Here is an 11,913-nt window from a genome sequence, read left to right as displayed (position 1 = left end):
TCAGCGAGAGGAACCAACCTCATGGTGACCCACGTTCTGGATGGCAAGAGCCGGGCGTACCTCCCGCGCCGCCCACTCGCCGTGTCGATGGCCGTGGTGGGGGAGCCGGGTTCGGCTGCGCTTGCCGCCCGCAGGGATGGAAACGCTGACGCGGGCGCCATCGTGCACAGCCCGGTGCTGTTGATTCTGCCGCGCGTGCAGCATGAAACGTTGATCGTGGCTCTGCCGGGTGAGGGGCGATCGACGTTCCCGACCGGCACGACGATCCATGTCTCCGTCGCTGTCGACAGCGCACAGGACCCGGATCCCGATCGGGCGCAGTTGACGGCACGTGACGTGTCCGGGCTCAGCTACCTCGAGCTCGCTACCATCGGCCCGGACGGTGACCGGCTTGCGGTCACTACCCGGCTCGAAGACCCGGAAGTGCCATTGGGACCCCTGGCCTCCCGAGCCCGCGCCGCCGCCCGCGCCGTCCTAGGGGTGGACCAGGTCCCCGACGAGCGTCAGACCGGAATTGACGTGCGCATCGACACCAGTCTCTCGATGCTCGGATCTGTTCGGAACGGCAGCGTCCACGCAATCATGGACATCGTCGCCGGCATCTCATCGGTGGTGTCCGCGGACGAGGCGCCGCGGGTATCGCTGATCGGGCATCGAAGTGCCGGTTTGCCTGCGGCCGACGTGACCGAACTGGCCGCGCGCACACAAGAGGCTCTGCTGACGTCGAAGTTCGGTGTCGGCTTCGACCCTTCGGTTACCACTGTGGCGCCGGTGTCGGGCGTGCGTCGAATGACCTTGTTCGTCACGGATTCAGCCTCGGGCGCCGCCCGTGGGAGTGACCATCCCCTCGCGGTCACCGTTGTCGCATCGCCCTCTCGTGCCGCGCTGTCCTCCCCTGATTTTGTCGGCGCAGTGGTACCGCCGTCGCCGAACGGGGTCGGCACGTCCGAGTTTCTGCTCGGAGATCCGGAGATCGTCGACCAGGTCGTCGAGGCCCTTTTGCGGCCCCTGGCACATGTTCATGGCCGCCTGCCAGGAACAGTGTCATGACGAAGTGCCCACGGTGTTTCAACACTCTCACCCACGAGTGGTTCGCGTGGACGGAAGCGGCCCCTCAGCGAACCGAACCGGATGAACGTGCGACGGCGTTCACGGGATCTCCGGTGGTTGGAGGCAAGACCTGTGATCTTCAAAAGCCCGCCGACGCCGCACCGGACTGGACACCTCCGCCGAACTTCCCGGAGACTCAGCTCGGCGGCGCCGCGGTAGAGATCTGCCCTATTTGCCATTACGTCCTTCCGCCGCACTGGAGATGGGGGCAAGCGACGTGCATCGCGATGGCCGGAGCGCGGGCGACCGGGAAGACCGTCTACATCGCGGTGATGATCAAGCAGTTGCAGCTTCTGGCCGAGCGGATGAACAGAGCTGTCGAGCCGGCAACCCCGGAAACGGACTACAACTACCGGAAGAACTATGAGAACCCGCTGTTCGAGGAGCGCGGGATCCTGGTGTCGACACCGTCGTCGAATACCGGAGATTCGTATCAGCGTGAGCCACTGATCTTCAGCCTTGGCGTGTGGAATGAGGTGCGACGGTTCCTTGTGATCCGGGATGTCGCGGGCGAAGACTTGGAGTCGGGCAACACGGACGGTCATTCTTGGCAGTTTTTTCAGGTCGCCGATGCCATTCTGTTCCTGTTCGATCCGCTGCGGGTGGAGGAGATCGGCGATCAGCTTCGCGATCTGGTTCCGGTGCAAGCGAATCGCGGCGGCGATCCGAAGGTCGTGCTGCGCACCGTGATGAACATGTTGGGCTACGGAACTCCTCGGGTTGCCGTGGTTCTGTCGAAGTTCGATGCACTTCAAGCCTTGGAGGAAGTCCAGGGTGGTCAGTGGAGTCAGATCATGTCCAATGCAGGTGCGGCGTTTTCTCGCGATCCGAGCCTCGATCAGGCCCCGTATGCGGACGAGGACGGTCAGCTGCTGCATGAGGAGGTGCGGAGCCTGCTGCAGAAATTGGACGCTGGTCCGATGCTGCAGTCGATGGAGAACCCGGTCACTGGTCAGCAGTACCGGAACAGGTTCTTCGCAGTCTCCGCTCTCGGTGCGTCCCCGGTCGGCGAAAGGCTGCACCAGAACGGCATCTCGCCGTTCCGTTGCCTGGATCCGGTCCGATGGGTGCTCTCCGAGCACGGGGTCCTATAAGGGGCGGGACGATTTCAGCGAGGAGTTCTGACATTGAATCAACCTGATGATCCCTGGTTCGTTGGGGGCGGCGCGGGTCGAGCGCCGGAGACGGCGACGAATGGGGCGTTTCATCCCGGCGACAACCCGTTCCTCCATTCGATTGCGTCGGCGGTGACCACACCCGCGCCGAGGGTGGCCAAGCCGCCTTCGATCTACATCGCGTTCGGTACTCTGCTGCTGGCGTCCGTGCTCAGCGTGGTTTCCGGTGTGGTCGAAGTTGTGTCGATCCTCCAGGTCCAGAGGAGAACGAACACGCTTCTCTCGTTCGACACGACCGGTAGGGCAGCCGAAGCCGGGGGTGGTTATGTCGAGGGGACCGCGACCGGACTGATGTGGGTTGTCGTCGGGATGCCAGTGATCTTCGCCGCCAGTTACGCCGCCTTCGGGGTTGCCGTGTTCAGAGGTCGGCCGTGGCCCAGAATCGTGGGCACCGTCCTTGCGGTCATTTCATTGTTCGGTCTCCTCGGTGGCCCCATCGTGGTGGTGACCGTACTCAGCGGAATCGTGGCGATGGCGGCGCTCTGGGTTCCCGCCTCTCGTCGCTACTGCGAATACGCTGAGGCGCAGCGCAGAATCGTGCCCGCCCACCAGTGGGGTGTCGGCTAAGGGACCCAGTACGTCGCTGGTGAAGTAAGGAGCGCGATGCTGTCGCCATGGTGAGCAGGAAGTCCGGTCTTCGATCAGGCCGCCGGTCTCCCGTTTTCCTTCGGGGCGGATTGCACCGTCGCGGGAGTGTGGTTGGTTGTAGAACACGAAGTCGGCGTCACTGCGGAGCTTTCCCGCGGTGAGTAGGAGAGCGGACAGGTCGGCGTCGGCGTCCGGGATGGGTCTCCACCTGCAGGTCACTGTGGCACTGGACGCGGCGAGTGCACGGTTCTGTCCCTTGCGCAGTTGCATGGTGTTCCTCTCGAACCGCAGGGCGGGTGCCGTGGGCAGTGTGACTGTCCACGGCACCCGCTGTTTTTTCTGCCGGTGTCCGGAGGCGCTACTTGCTCCCGGGGGTCCAGTTCAGGCCCCACCCGTAGGCGCTGTCGAGTTCGTCTTGGCTGCCGTTGATGTACCGGACTTCGCGGGTGACGGTGATTTCGCGGCCGGTGTTCTGAACCATCGCGATGGCGCAGATCGGTGCGTTGTTGTTCGGTGAGTCCAACCGCACCTCAACCTGGGGACCCGAGGTGGGGTAGAGGGTGACGACACCGTCGACGGCCGCCCAGTTCGGTGCGCCTTCGTAGATCATCGCGAACACCAGGATTCGCCGGAACATTTCCGGGCGGGCGAGGTTGATATGCATGTTCTCGCCGCCGACGTTGGTGCCGGTGCGGTCGTCGCCGTCGAGTTGGATGAACGGGTGGGCGTTGATGGCGCCGAAGCTGTTGCCCAGTGCCTGGACAACACCTTTCGAGCCGTCGGCGAGTTCGTACAGGCAGCCGAGGTCGAGATCGACTCCGCCCGCCGGCGCGGCCGCGGCCGCCAGCTTTGCGAAGAAGCCCTTCTTCGGCTGCGGTGCGCCCGTGGACCAGTTCAGGTTGACCCGCATGGCGCCCTGCTGCTCGCCTGCTTTGGCGAGGCTGACGGTCGGAGCCGTCTTTGACAGCGTGACCTTGCTCAGGTTCACACCGCCCTGTGGTGCCCCGGTGGAGGGTCTGGTGTAGTCGATCGCCATGGTGGCTCCTTGATCTCGGGGTCGGGGTCAGCCGACGGGGACCGACTCGGCCTGGTCGTCGTGGTCGTCAACCGCGATCGGCTCGGGGTTGCGACGGTTGCGGATGATGCTGGAGATGAACGCGGCGCCGATGAGGGCGACACCGACGAGTCCGGTGATGTTCTCGTTGACGTGGTAGCCGATGGACACCAGCAGGATGACGGCCAGTGCGCCGATGGCCCAGTGGGCGCCGTGCTCGAGGTACACGTAGTCCGACAGGGTGCCCTTGCGGACCAGGAACACCGTGATGGAACGGACGAACATCGCGCCGACGAAGCCGAGGCCGAGGGCGATGATGATCGGGTCGGACGTGATCGCGAAGGCGCCGATCACACCGTCGAAGGAGAACGACGCGTCGAGGACCTCGAGGTAGAGGAACAGGAAGAACCCGGCCTTGCCGGTGGCCTTCGCGAGTTGGGTGGGTCCGGAAGATGTGGTGGTCTCGGAGTCTTCGTCACCCTCTTCGGTGTTGAACAGTTCACCGAGTCCGTTGACGGCGATGTAGGTGATCATGCCGAGGACGCCGGCGATCATCACGGTGGAGATCGTGTCGTCGGGGGCGATGTAGGCGGCGGTGATCAGCAGCAGGGCGCCGGCGATGACGACCTCGAGTTGGTCGAGTTTGCCGATGCGGGCGAGGGGCTTCTCCAGCCAGGACAGCCAGGTGATCTCGCGCTCTTCCAGGATGAAGCCGAGGAACAGCATGAGCAGGAACATGCCGCCGAATGCCGCGATCTGCGGGTGCGCGTCGGTGAGCAGGGTTTCGTAGCTGGCGCTGCCGTCGGGGAAGTACGCGGCGCCGTCGGCGGGCGGGTTGAGGGCCAGGTCGAGGGCGGCGGCGGGGCCGAGGCCGGAGGCGAGCCAGACGATGACGAGGGGGAAGACCAGTCGCATGCCGAACACCGCGATGACGATGCCGACGGTGAGGAAGATCTTCTGCCAGAACTCGCTCATGCGGCGGAGCACGGTGGCGTTGATGACGGCGTTGTCGAAGGACAGTGAAATCTCGAGGATCGAGAGGATCACGACGAGCATGACGGCTTGGGGTCCGCCGTAGATGGCGGCGACGATCAACGCAATGATCGTGACCGCGAAGGACCAGCCGAATATTCGCAGAACCACGAAGCGTGGCCTTTCTCTAGTGGGCATGCAGGGTGGTTACTGCAGGGAAAAGCACTGGGGTGGGCTCACGTGAGGCACGTGAGCCCACCGGCAGTGGTTTGGGCAGTGAGGTGACCAGCGTCCGTTGGGGGACGATTGTCAGACGTTGACGCCGTAGTCGCGGGCGATACCGGCCAGCCCGGACGCGTAGCCCTGGCCGATGGCTCGGAACTTCCACTCACCGTTGTGCCGGTAGAGCTCACCGAAGGTCATCGCGGTCTCGCTGGACGCGTCCTCGGACAGGTCGTAGCGGACCAGTTCGCTGCCGGTGGCGCGGTCGACGACGCGGATGTAGGCGTTGGTGACCTGACCGAAGTTCTGTCCCCGCGTGACTGCGTCGTGGATGGAGACGGGGAAGAAGATGTTGGTGACGTTCGGCGGCACGGCCTGCAGATCGACGTTGATGACCTCGTCGTCGCCGTCCCCGTCGCCGGTGAGGTTGTCGCCGGTGTGCTCGATCGAGCCGTCGGGGGAGCGCAGGTTGTTGTAGAACACGAAGTGATCGTCCGACAGAACCTTTTTGGTTTCGCCGGTTGCGAGCGCGCTCGCGTCCAGGTCGAAGTCGGCGCCGGTGGTGGACCGCGCATCCCAGCCGAGTCCCACCGCTACTGCAGTCAGGTTCGGCGCCTGCTTGTCGAGGGAAACGTTGCCGCCTTTGGCAAGAGTGACGCCCATGGGGATCCTTTCACGCATGAATTGGGGGAGCGCTTCATTTGGCGACCCCGCTCGAGTGTCCGAGCACGCTCACCATAGATCGTGAGGATTCGGACACGTGAGAGGAGGTCACCGTCTGGTAGCCGAGCACGTACTATCAGCGCGTGATCGGTTGCCGGACTTACCCAGACGAGCGGACATCTGCCTCGTTCGGGCTCGGTTTCAGTGCTACCAGAACACATTCACGTTGTCTGTATATCTTGCAGATGACCGAGCGTTACCAACAGTGACTTCCCACCTCATGAAGTCGCTTCCATCCGCGCCCGCCACACCGTAGTTAGACCTCCGTTAGACCGTGCTCCCTGGTCCCAGCAGAAAGGAATCGGCCATCCGGCCGGATCTCATGTCAGAGCTTGCCCGCGGTGAAAACACGACCCTGGACGGCGGACCCGTGACGCTGTCCATCTCCGGCGTCCAACAGGGCGGCACCATCGACTTGTTGGCCTTCCAACTCGGCGCTGATCAGCGGGTACGCTCCGACGACGACTTCATCTTCTTCAACCAGCCGTCATCGCCGGAGGGCGCAGTGCGGCTGGTCGCGGCCGACCGCATCACCATCGACCTCCGCGCCGTCCCCGCCAACATCGTGAAACTGTCGATCGCGGTGGCGCTCGACGAGAACGCCGCGGGCAGCCTGTCGGCAGTAGCGAACCTCGGCGTCACCGTCGAGCAGTCGACCGGTCAACGTGTCACCGCGCGAGCCCTCGGCTTGACCACGGAGCGAGCGGCGATCCTGCTCGAGGTGTACCGCCGCAACAACACCTGGAAGGTCCGGAACGTATCCGCCGGCTGGGACACCGGTCTGCATGCCCTCGTCAACCACCACGGCGTCGAGATCTCGGATGGGCCAACGACACAAGCGCCGCCGCAGGTCACCCCGCAGGCACATCAGTCGAACCAGCCGGATCCACTCGGCGTCCGGACGGTGGCCGATGAAGCGAAGCTCTCGCTCGACAAACGGCAGAAGCTGGACCTGCGCAAACGTGAGGTCGCGAAGGTTCTGCTCGACAAGGGCGCCTCCGGGGTGCGTGCCCGCGTGGTGCTCGTCATCGACAAGACCGGAAGCATGCAAGCCGAGTACCGGAGTAAGCGCATCAACCAGGTGGTCGAGCGGATGGTCCCGGTCGCTGTGCAAGTCGACGACGACGGCAAGCTCGAACCGTACCTCTACGGTGCCAGCTTCGCGCGCCTGCCCGACATCGCGGTCCACGAGGTCGACAGCTGGTCAGCGACGTATCTGCATCTTCACGGCACCCACGGGGGGATCGACTACGCAGAGATCGGCGGTTATAACGACGAGCTGCCGATCATGAAGGAGATCATGTCTTCGCTCGTACCCGGGTCAACCATGCCGACGTTGGTGCTGTTCTTCACCGATGGCGGATTCCACAAGAAGGGTCCGATCACCGCACTGATGAAGCGGGCCGCCGCCCTTCCCGCGTTCTGGCAGTTCGTCGGAATTGGCCACGCCGACTACGGGATTCTGGAAAAACTCGACACCCTGAAAGGGCGGGTGGTCGACAACGCCGGCTTCTTTAGCGTCGACGACATCTCGAAGATCAGCGATGCGGAGCTGTATCGCCGGTTGCTGAGCGAGTTCCCCGAATGGCTCCGCGCCGCGCGCAGAGCCGGCATCGTGGCCTGACATCCCGCACTAACCACTGGCCACAAGTGTGTGGAAGGCCCGGCGGACACCCCAGCTGAGTTTTCGTGACGGAACCCCGGCACTACGACACCGTGTTTCATGGGTATTCAATCGGGACTTTGAAAACCCAGGCGGCGGAGGGATGACGGCGTTCCGGTTCTGTCATTTTACGTGAATGACATAAGGCGGACGCCTCCGGGCCACTCGCGTGCATGGGATTGGCTATTCCTCATCCGCGCGAGCGGACAGGATCGAACCCTGATACTTTTCCATTCAACAACTGTCCGCAAACGGTGAGCAAAGGTAGATCAAGTACATGTTTCGCAGGGTTTCATGCACCGTTGCACTAGCTCTCGCCATCATTGGAATCGGTACCGCGGTGGCCCACGCCAATCCCGCAACTACCTTCGGCGACGGTACGCAAGTCGTCGGCATCGACATCGCACCCGGAACATACATCGGCAATGGACAAACCGACGAATACGGCTGCTACTGGGCGCGACTGAGGGGGTCGAGCGGCGAGATCGACGACATCATTGCCAATGACTTCACCGACTCGCCGAAGATCATCGTCACCATCAAACCCAGTGATCAGTACTTCGAATCCGAAGGCTGCGGCACATGGACGCCTGCTCCGACGTCAACGCCGCAATTTAGCCCTGTTCCTGCGCCGACTGCGGCCGAATCTGACTCGACAACGGTTGATTTGGGCGACTACTGCTCATCGAAAGAAGGTGCCACCGGCGTCCTCGCTGACGGAACCACCGTTCACTGCGTCCGCGTCCAGTTCACCGACGCATACGTCTGGTCGACAAACGAGGGTGTTGTCGCCACCGATCCGCACTTCCCGGTCGATCCAGGAGGTAACTGCCTCGACACCGATGCGTTCACCGCCGACTCTCAGGGTCGAACGCTGTACTGCAATCCCACCCAGAACGGACGCTACGCCGGAAATCTCGTCTGGCAACTCCAGCCGTGAAGGTGAACGGTCGGCGAGGGGCAGGGGTTCGTCGGGACCATCTACCATGAGGCACTTCGCGTGAGTGCTTGTCGATCTCTAGGACGGGCCTGGTGAGGTGTGGATCGTGCGGGTGTTGTCCGTGCCGTATCGCGAGGACACCACAACACGGACACCGGACTTACTGGGTGCGATTCGTCCGTTCGGCGCGGGTCTCTTCGGCGAGCACCGTGGTCGCTGATGCGTCGAGAACGACTCCGCAGTCGTGCAGTGCCCGCCCGGGCGTGACTTTGCCGTCGAGGATGTCGTCGAGGACGAGTTGCGGCTCCCGGGTGAGGGGGTCACCGTAGCCGCCGCCGCTGTGACCTGTCGGTGCCGGTCGCCGGCACCGACAGCGCGGTGTGGTTTGGACGGAAACAGTTCCTCGTTATTGGCACCGAGATTGAGGATGTTTGCTGACGGGGCACCGCTGTGGCCGCCGTTGAGACCATAGGGCTGGGCGGTGCGTCGGTCGGAGCGGACTTGAATGGTGGTGTTGTCGTAGAGCAGTGTTGTGAGCCCCAGCCCATGCGCCTCATACCGTCTAACTGACAGCGTCGACGAGGTAGGTGTTGAGACCTCGTGCAATGTCTGCCAATGCACGCGGCGTGGTCATACGAATATGCGTGGTATCGATGGGATAGTAGTCGATGGAACCGGTTACATATGGTTTCCAGCAACTTTCGGCAACTTCCCGGTGAATCTCGTCAGCTGCGGCGGCGAAGAAGACCACGTCTCCGTCGAACACGGGGGGGTGGTAATTGGCGACCAGCCGTGGCGCGTCATTGAAGGATGCGACGATCTGCTTCATGTGTGATGGCTGGAGAAACTCGAATGCACCAGTCCGCAGATGAATCAGTTCGGTCGCTCGTTCGGCCGATATGGTTTCCTCCGCGGCATCGAAGTCTTCAGCACCGAATCCAAACAGATCGGCTAGCTCGACCAGGATGTCTCCTACAGTGAATTCCTGGTTTGCAGTCGATTCCGCTTCGCGCAGCCGGCTGTCCAACATCGCCAGCAATGAGACCTGCTTCCCGAGAAGGCGAAATCGTGTGGCTACGGCGTGGGCGATGACTCCGCCCAATGACCAGCCGAGCAGGTGATATGGGCCGCGCGGTTGCACGGCCTGGATCACCCGGACGTATTCCTCCGCCAACTGCTCGATCGAACGGGGATGCGGGTCGTCTTCGGCGAGTTCGGGGGATTGGATCCCGTAGATTCGCCGTCCCGGTTCGGTGTATGGCGCCAAACCTGCGTAACACCAAGCTAATCCGCTAGCTGGGTGAATGCAAAAGATCGGGTCGGAATCCCCGGCTGATCTGATCGGCAACAGGACGTCGAACGCCGAAGTCGGCACAATAGGTGTCGACCCGCCGGAGACCGCCTCGACTCTACCGGCGATCGCTGCCACGGTGGCATCAGTGAAGATCCACGATACCTGGATGTTGACGCCGAGAGCCTCTCGCAGCCGCGCAGTGACCTGTGTGGCGAGGAGGGAGTTGCCTCCCAGGGTGAAGAAGTCGTCGTCGAGTCCGATGCGGTCGTGGCCGAGGATGTCGGCGAAGATGTCGGCGACGATTCGCTGCTCGGTGGTGACGGGTGGCCGGAACCGGGGTGTCGGTGGTACGGGTGCGGGGAGTGCGCGGCGGTCGATCTTGCCGTTGGGGGTCAGCGGTAGTGCGTCGAGGATGGTGATGGGGGTGGGCAGCATGTAGTCGGGGAGGCGGTGGGCGGCGAAGGCGCGGATCGCGGTGGGGTCGAGGGGGGTGTGGTCGCGGGGGACGACGTAGCCGACGAGTTGGTCGCCGGTGTGGGGGTCGTGGTGTATCGCGGCGACGGCTTGGGTGATGTCGGGGTGGGTGGTGAGGGTGGTTTCGATTTCGCCGAGTTCGATGCGGTGGCCGCGGAGTTTGATTTGGTGGTCGCGGCGGCCGAGGAATTCGAGGTTGCCGTCGGGGTGCCAGCGGGTGAGGTCGCCGGTGCGGTACATGCGTTCGCCGGGTGGGCCGAACCGATTTGCTACAAACCGCTCTGCCGTCAACGCCGGCTGTCCCAGGTACCCCCGCGCCAGCTGCACTCCGGACACATACAACTCGCCCACCACCCCCACCGGTACCGGATGCAAGCGATGATCCAGCACGTAGGCGTGGCAGTTGGTCTGCGGTGCACCGATCGGAGCCACTCCCTCCCCGTGCTGGGTGCAGCGGTGGCAGATCACGCTGACGGTGGTTTCGGTGGGCCCGTACTGGTTCCACACCGTCGCCGGACTGACCTCCGCCAACCGCGCGACCGTCTGCCCGGTCAGTGTTTCACCGCCGAGGTAGATCACCCGCACGCCGCGGAGAACGTCGGGTGACCGGCAGGCCATCAGGGCGGTCAGTACCGTCGGCACCGACGCCATGTGGGTAATCGCATGGGTGCGGATGAGCTCGGCGAGGTAGTCGGGGTCGCGTTGGCCGTCCGGGCTCGCCAACACCACGCAGCCGCCGATCTGCAGTGGTGCGAAGAGGTCGGGGGTCGACGCGTCGAAGGTCACCGCGTTGCTCTGCAGAAGACGATCACCCGCACGGTGATCGAACGCCTCGACCCCCCACCGCACCTGATTGACGATGGCGCTGTGCGCCACGGCCACGCCCTTCGGCCGGCCGGTCGATCCCGAGGTGAACATCACGTACGCCATGTTCTGCGGGCGCAGCGGTGCACGACGGTCCGCATCGGTCACCGGCGCCGCGGACATCGGTGCCAGATCGAGGGTGTCGATGTGGACGACCGGCACCGGTTCGGGCAGATCGTCTTGCTCGTCGTGGGTGGTGGTCAGAATGCAGGTGGGTTGTGCCACTGCGAGAATGAAGTTTGTGCGCTCGGCCGGGAGATCGGGGTCGATGGGCAGATAGGCTCCACCGGCGGTGAGGGTGGCGTAGACGCCGACGACGAAGTCGATGGAGCGGGCCATCCTCAGTGCCACAATTGTTTCCGGGCCCACTCCTTGGGTGATCAAGTGTCGGGTGAGCCGGTTGACGCGTGCTTTGAACTCGGTGTAGGACAGGCATAGGTCCCCATCCACCACCGCCACCGAGTCGGGCGTACGGGCTGCCTGGGCGCTGAACACCGACACCAGGGTGTCGGTGGTTGGCGCATGTTCGGTGTGGTTCCAGTCCTCGAGGATCAGTTGTTTTTCGGTGGGGTCGAGGAGGTTGAGGTCGCCGACCGGGCGGTCGGGGTCGGCCACGACAGCCTCGAGGAGTCGGATGAATCGGTCGGCGAACCCGCGCACGGTGTCCTCGTCGAACAGGTCCTGTGCGTAGGTCAGCGCGGCGGTCAGACCGCGAGCGGCACCATCGCGGTCGACGCGTTCACTTGCCGTCAGCGTGAGGTCGAACTGGGTGGCGGCGTGGTCGATGTCTTCGATGCGGGCGGTCAGTCCCTCCAGTTCGAGCTCTGGGTGCTC

The 11,913-nt window shown here is 63.7% G+C and carries 9 protein-coding genes and 1 pseudogene; 5 read left to right on the top strand and 5 right to left on the bottom strand.

The window, feature by feature from the left end; all coding sequences use genetic code 11:
- The first annotated feature begins 21 nt into the window (after positions 1-21).
- From CJ179_RS34460 to CJ179_RS53160, 3 genes are read left to right on the top strand one after another with little or no spacing between them, the layout of a single operon-like run.
- Positions 22-1,050 carry a hypothetical protein gene (locus CJ179_RS34460; RefSeq protein WP_095864374.1) on the top strand — a complete coding sequence of 343 codons (1,029 nt, stop codon included), beginning with the start codon at positions 22-24 and terminating at the stop codon, positions 1,048-1,050.
- Entirely contained in the window at positions 1,047-2,204 is a 1,158-nt protein-coding gene (locus CJ179_RS34455) for a hypothetical protein (RefSeq protein WP_095864373.1), read from the top strand. Before CJ179_RS34460 ends, CJ179_RS34455 begins: the two co-directional genes overlap by 4 nt.
- Positions 2,205-2,237: 33 nt before the next feature.
- The gene (locus CJ179_RS53160; RefSeq protein ID WP_240320158.1) at positions 2,238-2,852 is read left to right on the top strand and encodes a hypothetical protein; all 615 of its coding nucleotides are present in this window, start codon (positions 2,238-2,240) and stop codon (positions 2,850-2,852) included.
- A gap of 90 nt (positions 2,853-2,942) precedes the next feature.
- Here CJ179_RS53160 and CJ179_RS53155 read toward each other — a convergent pair.
- The 4 genes and pseudogenes from CJ179_RS53155 to CJ179_RS34435 all read right to left on the bottom strand — a co-directional run.
- Positions 2,943-3,143, bottom strand: a pseudogene (locus CJ179_RS53155) (TerD family protein); the annotation flags it as partial.
- An 88-nt stretch (positions 3,144-3,231) separates the two neighbouring features.
- On the bottom strand, positions 3,232-3,909 hold the full coding sequence (locus CJ179_RS34445) for a tellurium resistance protein (RefSeq protein ID WP_095864372.1): 678 nt from the start codon (positions 3,907-3,909) through the stop codon (positions 3,232-3,234).
- A gap of 27 nt (positions 3,910-3,936) precedes the next feature.
- Positions 3,937-5,070 (bottom strand): DUF475 domain-containing protein, encoded by a 1,134-nt coding sequence (locus CJ179_RS34440; protein ID WP_095864371.1) that lies wholly within the window; start codon positions 5,068-5,070, stop codon positions 3,937-3,939.
- A 138-nt stretch (positions 5,071-5,208) separates the two neighbouring features.
- Positions 5,209-5,784, bottom strand: coding sequence for a TerD family protein (locus CJ179_RS34435; protein WP_073366337.1), 576 nt, complete (start codon positions 5,782-5,784; stop codon positions 5,209-5,211).
- A gap of 382 nt (positions 5,785-6,166) precedes the next feature.
- Between CJ179_RS34435 and CJ179_RS34430 the strand changes: the two genes are divergently transcribed.
- Positions 6,167-7,468, top strand: coding sequence for a VWA domain-containing protein (locus CJ179_RS34430; protein WP_073366336.1), 1,302 nt, complete (start codon positions 6,167-6,169; stop codon positions 7,466-7,468).
- 316 nt (positions 7,469-7,784) lie between these two features.
- Positions 7,785-8,447 (top strand): hypothetical protein, encoded by a 663-nt coding sequence (locus CJ179_RS51610; protein ID WP_174695043.1) that lies wholly within the window; start codon positions 7,785-7,787, stop codon positions 8,445-8,447.
- Positions 8,448-9,009: 562 nt separating this feature from the next.
- Here CJ179_RS51610 and CJ179_RS34420 read toward each other — a convergent pair.
- Positions 9,010-11,913, bottom strand: a 2,904-nt coding sequence (locus CJ179_RS34420) for a non-ribosomal peptide synthetase (RefSeq protein ID WP_143548951.1), incomplete at its 5' end; no start/stop codon positions are given.

The organism is Rhodococcus sp. ACS1 (assembly GCF_002300155.1).
GTDB classification, from domain to species: Bacteria; Actinomycetota; Actinomycetes; order Mycobacteriales; family Mycobacteriaceae; genus Rhodococcus_F; species Rhodococcus_F koreensis.
Note: the sequence above shows the minus strand (reverse complement) of the source record. Positions and strands in the feature narration are given on the sequence as shown.

Bases quoted from the DNA above. Each gene is read 5' to 3' on its own strand.
- CJ179_RS34460 (WP_095864374.1), top strand. From the start codon at position 22: ATGGTGACCCACGTTCTGGATGGCAAGAGCCGGGCGTACCTCCCGCGC.
- CJ179_RS34455 (WP_095864373.1), top strand. From the start codon at position 1,047: ATGACGAAGTGCCCACGGTGTTTCAACACTCTCACCCACGAGTGGTTC.
- CJ179_RS34445 (WP_095864372.1), bottom strand. From the start codon at position 3,909: ATGGCGATCGACTACACCAGACCCTCCACCGGGGCACCACAGGGCGGT.
- CJ179_RS34435 (WP_073366337.1), bottom strand. From the start codon at position 5,784: ATGGGCGTCACTCTTGCCAAAGGCGGCAACGTTTCCCTCGACAAGCAG.
- CJ179_RS34430 (WP_073366336.1), top strand. From the start codon at position 6,167: ATGTCAGAGCTTGCCCGCGGTGAAAACACGACCCTGGACGGCGGACCC.
- CJ179_RS51610 (WP_174695043.1), top strand. From the start codon at position 7,785: ATGTTTCGCAGGGTTTCATGCACCGTTGCACTAGCTCTCGCCATCATT.